This is a genomic window from Bacillus sp. AL-1R (assembly GCF_052180195.1).
Lineage (GTDB): Bacteria > Bacillota > Bacilli > Bacillales > Bacillaceae_G > Gottfriedia.
In genome coordinates, this window is sequence record NZ_CP197469.1 from 74711 (window position 1) to 95105 (window position 20395).

The 20395-nt window shown below is 34.0% G+C and carries 17 protein-coding genes; 15 read left to right on the forward strand and 2 right to left on the reverse strand.

Annotation, left to right across the window (positions count from 1 at the left end):
* Window positions 1-84 precede the first annotated feature (84 nt).
* From ACSBO6_RS00310 to ACSBO6_RS00345, 8 genes are all read left to right on the forward strand, one after another.
* The gene (locus tag ACSBO6_RS00310; protein WP_098844525.1) at window positions 85-960 is read left to right on the forward strand and encodes a carbohydrate ABC transporter permease; all 876 of its coding nucleotides are present in this window, start codon (window positions 85-87) and stop codon (window positions 958-960) included.
* Between the two features lie 90 nt (window positions 961-1050).
* On the forward strand, window positions 1051-1878 hold the full coding sequence (locus ACSBO6_RS00315; RefSeq protein ID WP_286138244.1) for a carbohydrate ABC transporter permease: 828 nt from the start codon (window positions 1051-1053) through the stop codon (window positions 1876-1878).
* Between the two features lie 47 nt (window positions 1879-1925).
* Window positions 1926-2561, forward strand: a complete 636-nt coding sequence (locus tag ACSBO6_RS00320) for a YesL family protein (protein ID WP_098844528.1) — start codon at window positions 1926-1928, stop codon at window positions 2559-2561.
* A 32-nt stretch (window positions 2562-2593) separates the two neighbouring features.
* Window positions 2594-3565: an aldose 1-epimerase gene (locus ACSBO6_RS00325; RefSeq protein ID WP_098844531.1), complete on the forward strand. Its 972-nt coding sequence runs from the start codon at window positions 2594-2596 to the stop codon at window positions 3563-3565.
* Between the two features lie 33 nt (window positions 3566-3598).
* Window positions 3599-4933 (forward strand): xylose isomerase, encoded by a 1335-nt coding sequence (gene xylA / locus ACSBO6_RS00330; protein WP_098844534.1) that lies wholly within the window; start codon window positions 3599-3601, stop codon window positions 4931-4933.
* 94 nt (window positions 4934-5027) lie between these two features.
* The gene (xylB, locus tag ACSBO6_RS00335; RefSeq protein WP_498843977.1) at window positions 5028-6527 is read left to right on the forward strand and encodes a xylulokinase; all 1500 of its coding nucleotides are present in this window, start codon (window positions 5028-5030) and stop codon (window positions 6525-6527) included.
* A gap of 37 nt (window positions 6528-6564) precedes the next feature.
* Window positions 6565-7548 (forward strand): aldo/keto reductase, encoded by a 984-nt coding sequence (locus ACSBO6_RS00340; protein ID WP_098844537.1) that lies wholly within the window; start codon window positions 6565-6567, stop codon window positions 7546-7548.
* Window positions 7549-7594: 46 nt separating this feature from the next.
* A complete protein-coding gene (locus ACSBO6_RS00345; protein WP_098844540.1) occupies window positions 7595-9199 on the forward strand; it encodes a glycoside hydrolase family 43 protein in 1605 nt (534 codons plus the stop codon).
* Window positions 9200-9628: 429 nt separating this feature from the next.
* Here ACSBO6_RS00345 and ACSBO6_RS00350 read toward each other — a convergent pair whose 3' ends face one another.
* Window positions 9629-11329 carry a M4 family metallopeptidase gene (locus ACSBO6_RS00350; protein ID WP_498843978.1) on the reverse strand — a complete coding sequence of 567 codons (1701 nt, stop codon included), beginning with the start codon at window positions 11327-11329 and terminating at the stop codon, window positions 9629-9631.
* A 252-nt stretch (window positions 11330-11581) separates the two neighbouring features.
* Here ACSBO6_RS00350 and ACSBO6_RS00355 point away from each other — a divergent pair, with 252 nt between their 5' ends.
* From ACSBO6_RS00355 to ACSBO6_RS00370, 4 genes are all read left to right on the forward strand, one after another.
* Window positions 11582-12148 (forward strand): DUF4047 domain-containing protein, encoded by a 567-nt coding sequence (locus tag ACSBO6_RS00355; protein ID WP_098844543.1) that lies wholly within the window; start codon window positions 11582-11584, stop codon window positions 12146-12148.
* A gap of 19 nt (window positions 12149-12167) precedes the next feature.
* Window positions 12168-12713 carry a signal peptidase I SipW gene (sipW, locus tag ACSBO6_RS00360; RefSeq protein ID WP_098844546.1) on the forward strand — a complete coding sequence of 182 codons (546 nt, stop codon included), beginning with the start codon at window positions 12168-12170 and terminating at the stop codon, window positions 12711-12713.
* A gap of 78 nt (window positions 12714-12791) precedes the next feature.
* Window positions 12792-13403, forward strand: coding sequence for a TasA family protein (locus tag ACSBO6_RS00365; protein WP_098844549.1), 612 nt, complete (start codon window positions 12792-12794; stop codon window positions 13401-13403).
* Between the two features lie 306 nt (window positions 13404-13709).
* Window positions 13710-14954, forward strand: a complete 1245-nt coding sequence (locus ACSBO6_RS00370) for a helix-turn-helix domain-containing protein (protein ID WP_098844552.1) — start codon at window positions 13710-13712, stop codon at window positions 14952-14954.
* 189 nt (window positions 14955-15143) lie between these two features.
* Here the strand turns inward: ACSBO6_RS00370 and ACSBO6_RS00375 are convergent, their stop codons facing one another.
* Complete coding sequence (locus tag ACSBO6_RS00375; protein ID WP_098844555.1) at window positions 15144-16676, reverse strand: DHA2 family efflux MFS transporter permease subunit; 1533 nt, start codon at window positions 16674-16676, stop codon at window positions 15144-15146.
* A gap of 213 nt (window positions 16677-16889) precedes the next feature.
* On the opposite strand from ACSBO6_RS00375, the gene ACSBO6_RS00380 reads away from it, so the two are divergent.
* The 3 genes from ACSBO6_RS00380 (at window position 16890) to ACSBO6_RS00390 (ending at window position 20333) form a co-directional block, all read left to right on the forward strand.
* A complete protein-coding gene (locus ACSBO6_RS00380; RefSeq protein WP_098844558.1) occupies window positions 16890-17780 on the forward strand; it encodes a TetR/AcrR family transcriptional regulator in 891 nt (296 codons plus the stop codon).
* Between the two features lie 284 nt (window positions 17781-18064).
* A complete protein-coding gene (locus ACSBO6_RS00385) occupies window positions 18065-20140 on the forward strand; it encodes a carbon starvation CstA family protein (protein WP_098844561.1) in 2076 nt (691 codons plus the stop codon).
* Window positions 20130-20333: a YbdD/YjiX family protein gene (locus ACSBO6_RS00390; protein ID WP_098844563.1), complete on the forward strand. Its 204-nt coding sequence runs from the start codon at window positions 20130-20132 to the stop codon at window positions 20331-20333. The genes ACSBO6_RS00385 and ACSBO6_RS00390 overlap by 11 nt, the downstream gene beginning before the upstream one ends.
* Window positions 20334-20395: the final 62 nt, after the last annotated feature.

The window sequence follows — 20395 nt, forward strand, 5'->3', positions numbered from 1 at the left end:
CTAATGTACAAAAAGAAAAGGGCATATGGCTTCATATTGAATATGCCCTTGATTTTTAAATAGAAAGGAAGGAGTTGAATCAAAATGAATAAAGCTATGTCAAATAAAAAAATAATCGCCTTATATATTACACCAGCTCTTTTTCTAATCCTTGCTTTGATTTACGTTCCAATTGTACAAACTGGATACTTTGGCTTAATGAAATGGAATGGAATTGGGGAAAAGGAATTCATAGGTTTAAAGAATTACTCCCACTTATTACATGATCCTCTATTTTGGAAAAGTGCTTTCCACTCCTTTTTATTAGCGGTATTTTCGGCAGTTAGTTTAATTGGTTACTTGTTCATCTCATTTATACTTGCCGGAAAAATAAAAGGTGCAGACCTTCTTAGAAAGATCTATCTTATTCCAATGCTGCTTGCTTCCGTTGCAATTGCTCAGCTTTGGCTTAAAATCTATCATCCCACTAACGGTATTCTAAATAGCTTACTTGTTTCTCTAGGGGTTAATAATCCACCGGCATGGTTAGCAGATACAAACTTAGCACTATATGCGATTATTATTCCGATTATTTGGCAGTACGCTGGTTTTTATATTCTGATTTACTATGCAGCTCTTAAAAATATTCCAGATTCTCTAATCGAAGCTGCAAGAATTGACGGGGCGACCCCAATTCAAATCGCATTGAAAATAAAATTACCGTTAATTATGAATGTCGTTAAAGTAACGATTGTTCTTGCTGTTGTTGGATCACTTAAATATTTTGATTTAATTTATGTTATGACAGGTGGGGGGCCAAACGGTTCAAGTGAAGTAATGGCATCTTATATGTATCAAAAAGCATTTAAAGGTTTTGACTTTGGATATGCAAGTGCAATTGGATTTTTCTTATTAGTTATTTGTTTAGTCGTTACTTGGATTATTCGTAAGTTTACTGAAGCAAATAACGATATTTACTAAAAGGAAGGGGGATTTAAAGTGGATACGGTAAGAGCTACAGGATCTCAAGCCATTGTAACAGAAAAGAAAACTGACCGTAGCAAAAATAGTATTTTTAGTAAAATTGCTTACGGATTTATGTATCTTTTCCTTACAATCGTAGCGATTTTTCAACTATTTCCGATCGTATGGTTATTCCTTTTTTCATTAAAAAATAACCAAGAAGTGTTTAATATGTCACCTTTTTCTTTACCTGAAAGCCCAAAGTGGGAGAATTATACGAAAGTTTGGACTGAGGGAAATATTAGTCAGTATTTTTTTAATAGTGTAACTTATACAATTGCTGCCGTTATTTTAACAGTTGTATTAGCTAGTATGGTAACCTTTGCAATTACAAGAATGAACTGGAAAGCAAGTAAATGGGTATTAGGGTTATTTATGGTTGGTTTAATGATTCCGGTCCATTCAACGCTGATTCCTTTATTTAATACTTTTACAAAAATAAATTTAATTGATAATCCACTCTCGGTAATCCTTACGTACACAGCTTTTAACTTGCCAATTACGATTATGATTTTAATTGGTTTTTACGAGGCTCTCCCTAGGGAGGTAGAAGAAGCAGCGATTATGGACGGGGCATCAATTAACCATATCTTTTTTAAGATTACTTTACCAATGACATCACCAGTAATTGCTACAGCAGCAATCATAAATATGATTTACAACTGGAATGAGTTTGTTTTCGTGAATACATTTATTAGTTCAGATCAATTTAAAACACTCACAGTTGGTATTCAAAACTTTATTGGACAGTATACGACTGATTGGGGAGCAATTGGGGCTACATTAGTTATTAGTATTCTACCAATCCTAATTGCCTTCTTAATATTAAGTAATCGAATTGTAGAAGGAATTGCTTCTGGATCGGTAAAAGGTTAACGCCATTAGATAATGCTATAGATGAATTCGTAAAGGAGGGTGATTAAATGATACTCGGAAAAACAATGGGAAAATTGTTTACGTTATGTGAGTGGGTTATGAAATTAGCCTATGTCAATCTACTATGGTTCCTCTTTACAATTGCTGGACTGGTCATATTTGGTTTTTTCCCAGCAACAGTGGCCCTTTTTACAATTGTACGTAAATGGATCGTAAAAGAAACAGAACTTCCGATTTGGAGAACATTTCTAACTGTCTTCCTGAATGAATTTAAAAGTTCTAATAAACTTGGCTTGGTATTCATTTGTAGTGGTATCTTCTTAACGTTTGATGTATTTTACATTCGAATGATAGAAGGGATGCTCCAATTTATATTAATCATTCCTTTATTAATCATTGCAGCAGTTTATTTATTGGTTTTCCTATATATTTTCCCACTTTATGTACATTACGAATTTAGTCTTAAAGACTATTTAAAAAACGCATTCTTTTTAAGTGTTTTTCATTTTCACATTACTTTACTAATGCTAGTTAGTCTAATCGCTATATTATTTTTGCTACTATATCAGCCAGGACTAATACCATTCTTTAGTGTCGTATCAATTGCATGGATTTTCATGTTCTGTGGTATGTACAGTTTTAATCGCATAGACGAAAGACAAGGCAAGATTAGTAAAGTCTAAGTGTAGAAAATATGACAGAACGGGGTATCTAGATGAATACTTATGCTGAGGAAATCACTTTTTTAGATGAACCGGCGATAAAAGCAGGTAATAGTGAATTAGAGATTATCATTATTCCTGGATGGGGATCAAACTTGATTTCCATGGTTCATAAAAAATCAAATACTGAGCTTTTAAGAGTCCCAGACTCAACTGAAGAGTATTTGGCTAATCCAGTTCTCTACGGTACACCAATTTTGTTCCCACCAAACCGAATCGATCAAGGTAAGTTTCGATTCGGAGAGAGAACGTATCAATTTGAAATGAATGAAATGGACAAGCAGAATCACATTCATGGTTTTGTTCACAAAAGAAAGTGGACGATTTCCAGTGTAGAAGTTAATAAGCAAACAGTGAAAATTACTACTGAGTTTGATTCAAATAAGCATGAAGATGTTATGGAGCAATTCCCGCATCATTTTGTGATTAGGATGAGCTTTATTCTGAATGATAATTTATTCGCTAAAAGAGCAGAAATAATGAATAAAAGTAATGAAGTCTTACCGTTTGGCTTTGGTTATCATACTAGTTTCTTATTTCCAGAAGAAACTTCAATCTTCAAGCTTCCAGTTGATAAACGCTGGAAACTAAATGAACGATTTTTACCAACGGGAGAATTAGAAGATATTGAGTACAAGTATGAGCTAGGTGAAGGCATGAGTTTGTACGGGTTAGAGTTAGATGATGTTTTTTTAGCTAGTCCTAATAACAGTGGCCTACAGACGGCACAAATAACAAACAAATCAACAGGAATTGAGATTAATTATACAGTTGACCAAAGCTTTAAGCATTGGGTTGTTTATAACAAAGATGGGAGAAGTGGCTTTTTATGCCCAGAGCCCTATACGTGGGTAACTAACGCCCCTAATCTTGGAGTTAATAGAGAATTGACTGGCTTACAAGGTATTGAGCCAGGTGATTTGAAAGTATTGCGCACATGGATTGTCGTTTCACACAAGTCATAACATATAAAATTATTATTTTAGGAGGAATTAAACATGAGTTACTTTACTAATATTAACAAAATCAAATTCGAAGGTCCTAAATCAAAAAATCCATTTTCATTTAAATATTATGATCCACAAAGAATAATTAATGGCCAAAAAATGGAGGATTTACTTCGTTTTTCAGTTGCTTACTGGCATACATTTACTGCAGATGGTTCAGATCCATTTGGAGCAGGTACAATGCAACGTCCTTGGAACCATTTAAAAGGAATGGACCTTGCTAAAGCACGTGTAGAAGCATCATTTGAGTTTTATGAAAAGTTAGATGTTCCTTTCTTCTGTTTCCATGATTCAGATGTTGCACCTGAAGGAAATACATTAGGTGAAACTTATAAAAACTTAGATGTCATTGTAGAGATGATAAAAGAATATATGAAAACAAGTAAAACAAAATTACTTTGGAATACGGCAAATATGTTTACTCATCCTCGCTATGTAAATGGGGCTGCTACTTCAAATAACGCTGACGTATTTGCATATTCAGCTGCAAAAGTGAAAAAAGGATTAGAAATTGCAAAAGAGCTTGGTGCAATTAACTATGTATTCTGGGGTGGACGTGAAGGTTATGACACGCTTTTGAATACAGATATGAAGCTTGAGCAAGACAACCTTGCACGTTTCTTCCATATGGCTGTAGATTATGCAAAAGAAATCGGTTTCGATGGTCAGTTCTTAATTGAACCAAAACCAAAAGAACCAACGAAGCATCAATATGACTTTGATGTGGCAACTGGACTAGCTTTCTTACAAGCTAATGGTTTAGAGAAACATTTTAAATTCAATATTGAAGCGAATCATGCGACACTTGCTGGGCATACATTTGAGCATGAATTACGCGTAGCTCGAATAAACGGAATGCTTGGTTCAGTTGATGCAAACCAAGGTGATAAGTTAATCGGTTGGGATACAGATGAGTTCCCTACAGATCTTTACTCTACTACATTAGCAATGTATGAAATCTTAAAAAATGGTGGCTTAGAAAAAGGCGGCCTGAACTTTGATGCAAAAGTAAGAAGAGGATCATTTGATGTAGAAGATTTATTCCATGCACATATCGCTGGAATGGATAGCTTTGCAATTGGCACGTTAGTAGCTAATAAACTAATTGAGGATAAAGTATTTGAAAGTTTTATTGAAGATCGTTATAGCAGCTTTACTTACGGTATTGGTAAAGAGATCGTAGAAAATAAAGCAAATTTCCATACGCTTGAAGCATATGCGTTAAATCTAAGTGATATCCAAAATAAATCTGGTCGTGAAGAACGTCTTAAATCAGTACTAAACCAATATTTATTAGAAGCGATTTCTGAATTCGCTACAGTTTAAAAACCATTTGACCATGAAATGTGCTGGGAAATTTATAATTTCCAGCACATTTTTCTCATACGATTTGATCAAAAACAATAAAAGGATGATTGTTATGAAATATGTAGTAGGAATTGATTTAGGTACAAGTGCTGTAAAAATTTTATTAGTTAATCAGTCCGGAGAAGTATGCCAAGAAGTATCTCGTACCTATCCATTAATACAGGAGAAATCCGGGTATAGTGAACAAAATCCAGAGGAATGGTTTGAAAAAACAATCGACGGACTCACCGAACTAGTTAGAGACTTTAATGGTCACCCAAATGATATAGAAGGGATTAGTTTTTCTGGTCAAATGCATGGTCTAGTGCTATTGAATAAAGAAAATGAAAGCCTTCGTAATGCAATTTTATGGAATGATACAAGAACGACTGAGCAATGTGAACAGATCAATTCAATAGTAGGTAAAGAATGTTTACTTGAAATAACAAAAAATCCAGCGCTAGAAGGATTTACCTTACCAAAGCTTTTATGGGTAAAGGAATATGAACCAGAAATTTATCAGCAGGCAGCAGTATTTTTACTTCCTAAAGACTATCTTCGTTTTCGTCTGACAGGAGAAATTCATACTGAATACTCAGATGCTGCCGGTACATTACTTTTAAATGTAAAAGAAAAGCAGTGGAGTGAACAACTATGTACTAAATTTGATATTCCTCTGCAACTTTGTCCACCAATCGTCGAGTCTCATCATTGCGTTGGAACAATTACAAAAGAGGTTTCTAATTTGACGGGACTTAGTCGTGAAGTGAAAGTATTTGCAGGGGGAGCTGATAATGCATGTGGCGCAATTGGCTCAGGTATTTTAAAAGAAGGTAATACGCTATGTAGTATTGGTACTTCAGGAGTTGTTCTTTCTTATGAAGAGCACGCTGAACATGACTTCAAAGGTAAAGTTCATTATTTTAACCATGGTAAAGAAGATGCTTTCTATTCAATGGGTGTAACGCTAGCGGCAGGATTTTCATTAAGTTGGTTCAAAGATACTTTTGCTGAGAGTGTAAATTTTAATCAACTTTTAGAGGATGTCGATCGTGTTTCAATTGGATCAAATGGTTTAATGTTTACTCCGTATTTAGTTGGTGAAAGAACGCCTCATGCTGATTCAGTTATAAGAGGATGTTTTATCGGTATGGATGCAGCACATAAGAGAAGTGACTTTGCGAGGGCTGTCATGGAAGGTATTACTTTTTCATTAAACGAGTCAGTTGAGATTTTCCGAAACAATGGTAAAAAGATTGATTCAATTATTTCAATTGGTGGCGGTGCAAAAAATCCTATTTGGCTTCAAATGCAAGCAGATATTTTTAATGCGACAATTATTAAGCTTTCAAGTGAGCAAGGTCCTGGGATGGGTGCAGCGATGCTTGCTGCTTATGGATGTAATTGGTTTGAATCATTAGAAGCTTGTGCAGAAGAGTTCATCAAGCCAGTCACTTCATATAAACCAGTTAGTGAAAATGTTAAGCAATATGAGAAGCTTTATTCAATTTATAAGCAAGTTTATTCTAGCACGAAGGAACTAAATAGAATGTTATCTGAATTTAGAAAGTAGTATAAGACGTTAGATTGCATTAGAGGAGGAGTTTCACTTGAATTATCGAGAACTTGGTAATACAGGTTTAATGATTAGTGAGGTAAGTTTTGGAACTTGGGCAATTGGTGGAGCATGGGGAAAAACAGATGATGCAACAGCTTTAAAATCCTTACAACATGCAATCGATCAAGGTGTAAATTTTTTTGATACTGCAGATGTTTATGGTGATGGTCATAGCGAAGAACTATTAGCTAAAGCCACAAAAGGACTAGAAGATAAAGTTTATATAGGAACAAAATTTTGCCGGAGAGGTGATATCTTTTCATCGGATAATTACTCATATGAAGCGGTTAAGGCTTATTGTGAGGGTAGTCTTAAACGATTAAACCGAGATGTGATTGATTTATATCAAGTACATTGCCCAGCAACTGAAATTTTAAAGGATGGACAAGTATTTGATGTACTTGACCGCTTAAAAAGTGAAGGGAAAATCCGTCATTACGGGGTTAGCGTTGAAACGGTTGAAGAAGGGATGATTTGTTTAGAAAACCCGAATGTGAAAAGCTTACAAGTTATCTTTAATATTTTTAGACAAAAGCCATTAGAAGCATTACTTCCTGAGGCTTATAAACGTGGAGTTGGAGTTCTTGTAAGATTACCACTAGCCAGCGGACTTTTGTCTGGAAAGTATAAGGCTGACCATATTTTTGAAGAAGATGACCACCGAAACTTTAATGAAAATGGAGCGGCCTTTAATATCGGGGAAACATTTGCAGGCTTAGGTTTTAAAAAAGGAGTAGAGTTGGCAAACCGAATTAATTGGATTGCTGAAGGAAGATCATCAATGGCAAGTGCGGCTCTTAGATGGATTTTAGATCATAAGGAAATTACATGTGTAATTCCTGGATTTAGAAATGAAAGCCAAGTGAGTGCCAACTTAGATGCAATGAATATACAATCTTTTTCGAAAGCTGAATTAGATCAATTAGAGCTTTTCTATCAAAAGAATGTTTCTGATTTTATTAAAGGTGCTTATTAAAGAAGTAAAGTATTGAACGATATAAATACATATGGAGGAGTTTAAAATGGCTAAAATTAGTAATCCAATTTTACCGGGATTTAATCCGGATCCAAGTATTTGCCGAGTAGGGGAAGATTATTACATTGCAGTTTCAACCTTCGAATGGTTTCCAGGAGTAGGGATCTATCACTCAAAGGATTTAAAGAATTGGCGCTTAGCATCAAGACCTTTGAATCGTTTAAGTCAATTAAATATGACAGGCAATCCAGATTCGGGCGGAATTTGGGCTCCAGCATTATCTTATCGTGACGGACAGTTTTGGTTAATTTACACGGATGTAAAAGTAGTTGAAGGTCAATGGAAAGATTGTCATAACTATCTTGCAACATGTGAAACGATTGATGGAGAATGGTCAGATCCAATTTATTTAAATAGTACTGGATTTGATCCGTCGCTATTCCACGATGAGGATGGAAAAAAATACTTAGTTAATATGGTTTGGGATCATCGCGTAGGAAATCATCCTTTTTATGGTATTTCATTACAAGAATACAGTGTAGAAGAACAAAAATTGGTGGGTAAAGCAGAGGTTATCTTTAAAGGAACTGATATTAAACTGACGGAAGCACCACATTTATACAAAATAAATGATTACTATTACTTATTAACGGCAGAAGGCGGTACGAAATATGATCACCAAGCTACAATTGCTAGGTCAAAACAGTTAAGAGGTCCATATGAAGTACACCCAGAAAATCCGTTAATTTCGTCATTCCATGCGCCAAGAATTCCCCTTCAAAAAGCAGGACATGCATCAATTGTTCAAACGCATACAGATGAATGGTTCCTAGTGCATTTAACAGGCAGACCATTACCAAGAGAAGGACAACCATTGTTAGATCCAAGAGGCTTCTGTCCATTAGGAAGAGAAACTGCTATTCAAAGGCTTGAGTGGAAAAATGATTGGCCGTATGTTGTAGGCGGGAATAGTCCTTCACTTGAAATAGAAGGACCAAAAATAGATGAAGTAAAATGGGAAATTGATTACCTTGAGAAGGATGACTTTGACTTAGAAATCTTAAACCATCACTTTCAAAACTTGAGAATTCCATTAGGAGAGAAGATCGTTTCACTAAAAGACAATCCAGGGCATCTACGTCTTTACGGAAGAGAATCCCTAACATCTAAGTTTACTCAGTCATTTATAGCAAGACGCTGGCAACATTTTAACTTTACTGCAGAAACAAAAGTAGCATTTAATCCAAATACATTCCATCAATCAGCTGGTTTAGTAAACTATTACAACACTCAAAACTGGACTTCATGTCAAGTTACATGGAATGAAGCAAAGGGCAGAATTCTTGAAATAGTAACATGTGATAATTTTAAGTTCGATCAACCTCTTCTAGGCAACGAAATTACCGTTCCGGAACATGTTGAATATGTGTATCTTCGTGTAGACGTGAAAACGAATGTTTATGAGTACTCTTACTCATTTGATGGAGAAGAATGGACAGTAATCCCTGTAACACTTTATTCATATAAACTGTCTGATGATTATATTCAAGGCGGTGGATTCTTCACAGGTGCATTCGTTGGGATGCAATGTCAGGATACGACTGGTCAGGGGCTCCATGCGGATTTTGATTATTTTATATACAAATACTAAAAAAGTTCAACCTTAATAAAAAAACTATGCAGCTTTAAGAAGATGATCTCTGTATTGAACAGGATCATCTTTTTTAAGTTGAAAATGTTTGTTCTTTTAAAAGCCCCCTTAGTTAACAAGTATACAGTCCATCTGTAGGGGATCATCATACGTTTGAAGTCCCTAGAAATTATAAGCTAATCATTCAAAACGTAGAGGACTGAATGGACCAAACTGTAAAACCTCTGAATAATACAAAATGCACCCCCTAATATTAGTATTGACTAACATTTGAGGTGCACTAGTAATTATTTTAGTATAGTTGAACAACACAATACATAGGTTCAACAAAATTAGATTTTAGTAACCATGGTTTACTTTGCGCTTGAAAAGTTTTTCTCGAGACCCCCATTAAGAGCTCATGATTAAATGACTTATCTTTTTTATTTATTAGTTTACACCTACAGAAGTATATGCATCCATGACTGCTTGTGTTTCTGCTGAAGGAGCACCGTTTTTATCTGGATATAAGTCACGTGCAGCTTGGATTGCAGCTTCTCGCATCTCTTTAAATCCAGAAGATTGAGTTAGATAGAGAGTAAGTGCACGGTAATAGATTTTTTCTGCTTTTTTATTTCCAATTCCTTTAATTGTAATACCATTATTCGTTCCACCTTGAGTTAATAAATAAGCAGCTTTGTTATTGATTCCACTGTTAATGTGTACGCCACCATTATCTTCAGTACCTAAGTAACGATCTTGGTATGTATCAGGATAGTGACCTGATGGCATTAAACTTTGAGCCTTACCTGCAGGGTTACTCATTGAACGAAGTCCTCCGTCCCCATTGATGTAAGGAGTAAAGATTTCTTCTCCAAGTTCCCACTCAGTTACTCCAGTAGTGTAAATTTGAGCGAAATTACCTAAAATATCTGCTAGAGATTCATTCAGAGCTCCAGATTCATTTTTATAAATTAGATCAGCAGAATTTGTAATCACACCATGCGTCATTTCATGGCCCGCAACATCTAAACCACCAGCTAAAGAGCTATATTTAACTCCGTCGCCATCTCCGTATACCATTTGTTTTCCATTCCAGCCGGCATTATTCCATTTAACTCCAACGTGAACAGTGTTAATTAGTGTCATACCTTTATTATCTAAACTATTACGTTTATGAATATATTGATAGTATTGGTTGACTTTATCCGAGTTGTATTGAGCTGAAATGGCTGCAGGATCAGTAAAGAAATTACTTGAGCTAGTGGTTGTAATATCATAACCACTAAAACCAAAAGCAGAAACAATTTGAAAGGCTGTTTCATTAGCACGATTTGCAGTAAAAGTAGAAATAGGAACAGTATTAGTTCCGTAAACTGATGCACCGTATAAATAACTAGTTCCAGTTGAAAGATCCTTTCCGACAGGGAAAGTTTGCATCTTGCCGTGAAGGTCTAATCCTCTTCCAGTTACTGTTGAAAGTGTTGTTGGGTCAATTGCAGTATCTAATGCGTCATAGCTATCAATCACTTCTCCGCTATTTGCATCTACAAAGTAGTGGAAGAAACCTGGAGCTGGTGCTGAAGTTGACGCTTTAACTAAATAAGTTAAATAATATTTTCCGTTAAAAGGATAGATTGTTAGTTGAGAATCAATTTGATCATAACGTTCAACTGTTCCAATTTTTGATTCAACTTTATCTTTTGCAATCTCAACAGCATCTTGCTCTGAAAGTGTTGCTTCAGTCGGTATTAATGAACGCGATAGATCTTGTGTTACCTTCCCGATAGATGAATAAACATTATTATTTTCATCTAGTGCAACAGTTTGCCCTGATCCATAAATTGGTATTCCTTTATACTGCTCAACTGTGCGTACATGATAAGTACCAGTTAAAGAATCCGTTTCTTCGCTCATAATTTTAAATTGTTCACCAATATTGACTAGTCTTGTTCTTTGATTTTCTACTTTTGAATGTAGAAACGCTTTGATAATCTCGTCCTTATTTACCACATCTGAAACGGTTGCAGCACTTGCTTTTCCAGATCCAAATGTTGTAGCTGGAATTAAGCCACCCATTGCAACGGATAAAGATAATACTGCTGGTATAACGGTTTTACTTCTAGTTCTTTTCGAATTTCTCTTTTTCACTGTTTACACCCCTAAATTTGAATTTTGGAACAATTACAATTATTGAAAAAAAACCCAACTAAATCAATGGATTTTCGATTATTTAATCTTGAGAGATATATGAGTAGATACATAGATTTTTCATACAAATAATTCAAAATTCGACAAAATTCTACCATGATTTTAATAGAAAATATCTCGGTAACAATTTTCAGCAAATTCTGTATAATAAAAATCAATTGAGTTTGATTACATCACAAGAGGGGGGAACACATGAGGAATTCAATTCATAAAATGATCATTTTGCCTTGCTTATGCAGTATTTCATTTTACGTTGGGGTGAAAATCGTTGGAGAAACAGAAGCTTCCTTTTCTACTAAAGAAACGTTAAGTCCAGTGGAAGTATCAACAGCATTTGTATTTCCATCAACAATTAAACAGCTAGTGAACGAATCAAAAGAAATTGCTAAGACTATAAACAAAGAATATGAATCTATTGATCCTCCATCTACAGATGATTCTCTCCAAGAACTGAAGGTGAGTGAAGAGAAGATCAAAGAAACTGATCAAAAAGTTCGTCTTCAATACAAAGCTTTAGAAAGTAATGTAGAAGAACTTTCACGATTCAATAGTCAAATACAAAATCAAAAAAATGCAGACCCTAAGGCATTCGATTATGTAAGCGAGGGATACCATGATGTACTGTACATTTCAAAAAATGTTCAATCCACTGTTGACTTTGACTATATAGAAGAAGTTCATTCACTAATCTCATTTCAAATAAAACAACTAGAAAGTGAAACAAATAATGTACAGGAGTTAAATGGAGAACAAAAATAATTTTATGTAGGTGAAGAAGTTGAAGAAACTATTAACTATATTAGGTAATTTCATCAAAGTAATGTTTGGAGGACTAGTCTGTATTTTAGCATTTGTTGTTATTTCTTCAAGATTATCCGGGCATGAACCTTCGATGCTTGGTTACCAAGTGAAATCAGTATTATCTGGCTCAATGGAACCGACTTTTCAAACAGGATCGATTATCTCAATAAAATTACATACAAATCAAACTAACTACCAAAGAAATGATGTTATCACCTTTCGGGTTAAAGAAAAGTTAATAACTCATAGAATCATAGAAAAAAAAAATAAGAACGGCGTCATCACATATAAAACAAAAGGTGATAACAATAATAGCCCAGATTTATGGACAGTCACAAAGCAAGACATAGTAGGGAAATATACTGGTTTTACGATTCCTTATTTAGGTTACGCGTTAAACTATGCGAATTCAAAAATTGGATCATCGCTTTTATTAATTATACCAGGCATCTTACTTATTATTTCTGCTATCTATTCAATTGGAAGTGCAAAAAAAGAGCTAGAGCAAACAGCAAAAGCCTGATTAAGTTGATTAGATCTCATATGTATCACCTATAGAATACATAAGAGTTTAATATATTATACCTAAGGGGGAAATAAAATGAGTTTTACGAAGAAAGTAAGTCAAGGAGTTATGAGTGCTGCATTAGGATTATCTTTAATTGGAGGAGGAACATTTGCATATTTTAGTGACACAGTTGAGACACATAATACTTTTGCTGCAGGAACATTAGACTTAGGATTAAATCCTAAAGCTGTTGTAAATATTAGCAACATCAAACCTGGAGATGAAATTTACCGTGAATTTACATTGGAAAACAATGGCTCATTAAATATCAGTAAAGTATTATTAGACACAAAATATAATGTGAAAGATGCTAATTCAAATAATAACGGTGATGATTTAGCTAAACATATTAAAGTAACAATTATGTATAACACTAGTAGTGCAACAAATCCAATTGTTGAAACAACACTATATGACTTACAAAATCAACAACCAGATATCACTCAAATTGATACTTTAAATGGTCCTATCCCAGATGGCATTTTAGCAGGCAATAAGGAAAAAATCTTCGTATTATTCGAGTTTGTAGATAATGGACAAGACCAAAACCATTTCCAAGGAGACAAGCTACAAGTAAACTGGACATTTAATGCACAGCAAGAAGCTGGGACATATCATGATGATACAGATGAAAACAGTAACTAACTATAAGCTCATAGAAGAAGAGGTTTCATTCTGATTTTAAGATAAATAGTAATCCGATCCTCCATTAATAAATATATCCAAAACATCTCAAACAGATTGCTTTATAAAGAGCGTCATGTTGGAGGTGTTTTATTTTATAATGATTAGATAATCAAATACTTTAATGTGGTTCCTAAAACATTTTTCCATATACTAGCAATTAGATTTGAAGAATTGTCAACTCTTTGCAAGTGATGATATATTAAGATAAAGTTAATTATATTAAAAATTTAATTAATTAGGTTGAGTTTGAAGGAGTAGAGTATATTGTCAGTTGGGCAAATCATCAGATTTTATCGGCAAAAAATGGGGTTAACACAGGAAGAATTAGGGAGGGGCATTTGCACACTTTCCTATATTAGTAAAATTGAGTTAGAGCAAACAGCTTATTCCCACGATATTATTAAGGTTATTTCAGACCGGTTGAAGATTGATATAGAAAAAGAAGTTGCTCTTCTTTATGATATGGAAAATCAACTTAATCGTTGGCATAAGTTCATCATTATGCAAAAGATGGATTTTGTAGAGGCGATGTATAAAGAATTTGAAAGAATTCCATTTCTAAACTCTACTGAGTACGCAGCTTACTATACCTTGTTAAAGGCCAGATATTATATCTTAAAAAAAGATTATGTTAAGACATACTCTATTTTACAAAGTGTAAAAAAGATCTATCAAAATCTTCCCCCTTTCGAAAAGAATCTCTACTTGCATGTGTGGGGAATCTATTACATTGAAACAGATGAAATATCATTAGAAAAAGATACACGACAGGCGATCAATATCCTAAAAGAAATTGATATAGATAAATATAGAAATGATGAATACTACTACCACATAGCGAGAGCTAATTACTTAATTCAAAACAAAACAATGGCATATGCACAAGCTGAAAAAGCTCTGCGTCACTTTAAAGATACGAAAAACTTTAAAATGGCTTTAGAGACTGAAGCTTTTATGCTTGCACAAATTCACAATGATAAAAATACAGACATTAAACAAATAGAGGAAAGCTATTATAATTTAATTCAGGAATGTGATTTATTGAATGCAGTTGAAATTAAGTCAATACTATTAAGTAATTTATCTTTCATTTACTGGGGAAGAAAGGATTACTTAAAATCACAAAGATTATGTATAGAAGCACTTAATCTGGTTGAAAAACCTTCAGCCCCATATCTCAAAACTCTACGTAATTATTTGATTCTTTGCCAAGACGGTAAATTAATCAAAAAAACAGAAGCGTTAAGATTGGCACATAAAGGTAAAACAATCGCAAAAAATATGAACAATATGTTATATCAAATTTTATTTAAAATAATTATTTTTCGTATAGAGTATAAAAAAAAGCAATACTACGAGTATATAGAGGAAAAAGCGCTTCCGTATTTCCAGTCAGCAAACCACTTATCTTTGTTAAAAAAATATGCTATGGAATTATACGAATACTATCTTGAAACAGAGCAATACGAAAATGCCGCTAAAATTTCGTATATTTTAGTAGCAGTATAAAGTTAACATTAGCAATAATCATGGAATAGATCTATTTCTATAAAAATATATGTAAAAGACTAAACCTATGTTTCCAAGTAATATACTTGCTAACAATGGTTTAGTCTTTTTTGTGTCCACTTTCTATTGGTATATCTTGATGGTATGTCTTAAAATTTGTAGATTTTTTAAGTTTGGGAATGCTCTATTTTAATTCTCCGCTAACTTTTTCTTAAAGTTAGTACTAGTAGTTTTTTCTTTTACGACAGGTTCCTCTGCAGCTGTTACACGTTTGATAAAGAAAGCAAGTACTAGCGCAACTGCGGCAACGAAAACCGTCACATAAAATGAGAAATTAATTCCTTCTAACATTGCTTTCATTGTGATCTCTTGTTTAATTTGAGCAAGCATCTCAGGTGTAGGTTTACTAGTCACATGTTTCATCGCTTCGGCAGCAAGTTCTTTAGCTTTTGATTCTGTACGATTCGACATCACTGTTACGAGTAAAGCAGTACCAATCGCACCAGATACTTGCTGTAAAGTATTATTCATCGCAGTACCATGTGGATAGAATCGTTTTGGTAATTGATTTAAACCATTTGTTGATACTGGCATCATGACCATCGACATACCGAACATACGTAATGAGTATAAAATAATAATATGTGTATAAGTTGTATCCATTGTTAATTTACTTAATAAATAAGTAGTAACCGTCATAATCGCTAATCCTGTTACTGCAAGTATTCTTCCGCCAATCTTATCAAATAACTTACCCGTAATTGGCGACATAATTGCCATTAATAAAGCACCTGGTAATAGCATTAACCCTGCATCAAATGGTTTGATGCCGCGAAGTGTTTGAGTGTAAATCGGTAAAAGCATCATTGCTGAGAACATAGCCATTGTGACAACAATTGAGATCGCTGATGATAAAGCAAACATAGGGTAGCGATAAATTCTAAAGTTTAACATTGGCGTATCAAGTTTTAATTGACGTACAATAAAGGCGACTAATGAAATAACCCCTGCAATTATTGTAACGAAAACTTCTGGACTATCCCATCCTTTCGTTCCTGCAGTACTAAAACCGTACAATAATCCACCAAAACCAATACTTGATAAAAGAACAGAGAAAAGGTCGATTGTACTGTTTGATTTCTCTTTTTTATCTTTCAGTAAGAAAAAGCCAATAATTAAAATCGTCAGTGCAATTGGAGAAACAACATGGAACAGCATTCTCCAGTCATAATGTTCGATAATCCAACCTGATAAAGTTGGTCCGATTGCTGGTGCACCCATCATTACTAACCCAAAGAAGCCCATTGCAGTTCCTCGTTTTTCAACAGGGAAGCTAGTTAGCATAACATTCATTAATAATGGCATTAAAATAGCCGAACCGGAAGCTTGAATCATGCGGCCCGCTAATAATAAAGAAAATACATGTGCAAATCCTGCAGTTAAAGTACCAATATTAAATAAAAGTAGTGCAGTTAAAAATAAATGTCTAACAGAAAATTTTTGGATTAAAAAAGCAGTAGTCGGAATTAATATTCCATTTACTAGCATATATCCAGTAGAAAGCCATTGAACAGTCGAAGGCTCTACGTCTAAATCCTTCATAATGGAAGGTAAAGCAATATTAAGTAAAGTATTGTTTAAGAAAGCAATAAAAGCTCCAACCATTAAGATTGTAATAATTCCGTATGGTGGATTAATCGATTTATTCATGGACTGATCCATGATTTCCCCTCCTCTTTGTACATCTAGTTCAATTTTTTGAACTATGTTTCCATCATCTATATAAGATAATATGATATACCATTCATTCATTAGATGCAATTATAATAACCATTAGAAATCTTTAATAAACTAAGAAGATATTTACTAGTTAAAAATGCTAAAATAATGTACTATGTTTTTTAAGCAGTCATTAACTAGAACCAAGGTGATTATATGAATGATCGTAAACAGCATGTTGTAAAAATAGCTCATGAATTGTTTATTGAAAAAGGATTTCAAGCAACATCTATTCAAGACATATTAGACTATAGCGGTATTTCGAAAGGTACATTTTATAACTATTTTTCGTCAAAAAGTGATTTAGTAGTCGCACTATTTAATATGATTTATAAAAAGCTTGAACATGAAAGAAATGAGTTGTTGATCGGACAGAGCCCTTCAAATATTGAAATTTTCATTAAGCAAATAACTTTATTAATGGAGGCAAATAGAGATAATAAATTGATTTCTCTATTTGAAGAAGTAATTTATATAAATGACTTAGATATTAAACAGTTCATAAGAGAAGGTAATTTTAAGACATTAAATTGGGTATATACACGTTTAATAGACATCTTTGGTAGTGAGAAGAAAGACTTTTTATTAGATAGTGCCATTATGTTTTTAGGAATTATACACCATAATGTGAGGTACTATGACCTCGCAAAAGATATGAATATTAGTATGGATCAAGTTGTTCGATTTAGTGTAAAACGTTTGATTAAGATTGTTGAGGATGTTGAGGAATCTGGTGAACAATTATTCAATTTACAATTATTAGATAGATGGTTACCAGTAAGAAAGACCGAAGAAAATTTTCAACAAAAGCTATGTAGTGTTATTTGTACAATAAAAAAATCAGTTATAAATAGTAAAGAACAACAAAAGTACAATGAGCTACTAGATTTTATACAAAACGAATTGTTGCAGTCAAAAACGCCGCGAAAATTTTTAATTGAAAGTGCATTAGCATCCTTGAACGACGGGAAAGCGTTACTTGGAGAAAAAGGAATAAAAAGGCTGAATGAGTTGATCGACGTTAATTTTATTCAACATGTAAAATAACTCAATGAATATAAAAGAAGACCATTCTGTAGCTTTAATGCTTAGGATGGTTTTCTTTTGTTTTAAAAAATGATTAGGTCAAATGTTCCGAAGCTAAAGTTGTTTTTTCCCTTTGATTTCTTCAATTCGATAAGTTCAATACAACTTTCGTCTACTTTTATGAAAAAAAACTAGATTAGAATCAGTATAAATGTCGTTATTATACTTTTTTTACCACTAATTGACAAAAAATTCTGAATTGGTGATATACTTTCTTTTATAAATGAAAAAGGAGGATCTTGGTTGTGAAATCTTTAAAATCAATAGTAGTTTGGGGATTAATTTCAATACTTGGAGCTTTCTGTTTTTCTGTATTAGCTTTAAAAAGAGGGGAAACAATCAATGCAATTTGGCTCCTCACAGCTGCAGTTTGTACATATGCAGTAGCTTATCGTTTTTATAGTAAGTTTATTGCAGAAAAAGTATTTAAACTTGATGAAGATCGTAAAACACCTGCGGAAATTAATAATGATGGTAAAGACTTTGTACCAACGAATAAGTGGGTATTATTTGGTCATCATTTTGCAGCGATTGCAGGGGCTGGACCTCTAGTTGGACCAATTTTAGCTGCGCAAATGGGTTATTTGCCCGGAACAATTTGGATTATTGTAGGGGTTGTATTTGCTGGAGCAGTACAGGATTTTGTCATATTAGCTGCTTCGACACGTAGAAATGGTAAATCGCTTGGAGAAATGATTAAAGAAGAGATTGGTCCTATAACTGGGGTCATTGCTTTAATTGGTATTTTAGGAATTATGGTTATTTTATTAGCTGTTTTAGCGTTAGTTGTAGTTAAAGCGCTTGCAGGAAGTCCGTGGGGAATGTTTACGATTGCAGCAACTATTCCAATCGCGATTTTCATGGGTATTTATATGCGATACATACGTCCAGGCCGAGTAGGAGAAGGGTCTTTTATTGGCGTGATTTTATTACTAATTTCATTATTTGCAGGTCAATTTGTGGCAGAAAATCCAACATTAGCGGCAATGTTTACGTTTAAGGGAGAAACAATTGCTCTTATGTTAATTGGTTATGGATTTATAGCATCAGTACTTCCAGTTTGGTTACTATTAGCTCCACGTGATTATTTAAGCACATTTTTGAAGGTTGGTACGATTTTAGCTTTAGCAATCGGCATTATTATCGTAGCACCTGACTTACAAATGCCGGCCGTTACAAAATTTATTGACGGAACAGGACCAGTTTTCGCCGGAAATCTATTTCCATTTTTATTTATAACAATTGCTTGTGGATCTGTTTCTGGATTCCATGCATTAGTTTCTTCAGGAACAACTCCTAAAATGATTGAGCGTGAAACGCATGCACGAGCTATTGGTTACGGTGCTATGTTAACGGAGTCTTTTGTAGCTGTAATGGCTATGATTGCGGCTTGTTTATTAACTCCAGGTGCATATTTTGCTATTAATAGCCCACCTGCTGTAATTGGAACTGACGTGAATCAAGTGGCTCAAGTTGTTTCAAGCTGGGGCTTTACTATTGCTCCAAATGATTTAACTACGCTAGCGAAAGATGTAGGGGAACAAACAATTCTTTCTCGAACTGGTGGAGCACCGACCTTAGCAATCGGCATGGCGGCACTCTTTTCAAAAGTAATCGGTGGTAAGGCATTAATGGCTTTTTGGTATCATTTTGCTATTTTATTTGAGGCATTATTTATATTAACAACAATTGATGCTGGAACCAGGATCGGACGTTATATGACGCAAGATATTTTAGGAAATGTGTATAAGCCACTTGGAAAGACTGATTCACTTCCTGCAAATTTAATTGCGACAGCCATTTGCGTTTTCGGCTGGGGGTATTTCCTTTATCAAGGAGTTATTGATCCACTTGGTGGCATTAATACTTTATGGCCATTATTCGGTATCGCAAACCAAATGCTTGCAGCGATTGCATTATTGTTGGGCACAACGATCCTACTGAAAATGGGGAAAAAGGTATATGCTTGGATTACATTAGTGCCAACAATATGGATCTTAATCATCACAATGACAGCCGGTTGGCAAAAACTATTTCATCCAGCACCAAAAATAGGGTTCTTAGCGCATGCTAAAATTTTTAAAGATGTAGATGCTGGGACGATCCTTGCTCCGGCAACTAGTAAAGCACAAATGAACCAGATTATTCTAAATGACTATATTGATGCAACGATTTGTGGTTTGTTTATGATCATCGTACTTTTAGTTCTAATTGCTTCGGTTCGAAATTGGATAAATATATTATCTAATAAACCAATAAAATTACATGAAACTCCATACATTAAACGGGAAGAAAGTGAACCGAAAAATTATGCATTATAAGATGGAGGAGTTTAAAAAATATTATAAGCAGTTTATTAGTTTATTAGTAGGTGTACCAAGCTATGAGAAATATGTAGAACATATGAAAGCACACCATCCAAATCAACCAATTCAATCTAGAAAAGAGTTCTTTATCGAAGCGCAAGAGTCACGTTATAATTCTAAAGGTGGTAAAGTTACTCGTTGTTGCTAAAAAAGTATAATAAAACAGGCTACACTTCTAAATAATTTAATACATGAAGAAAATCCACAAGA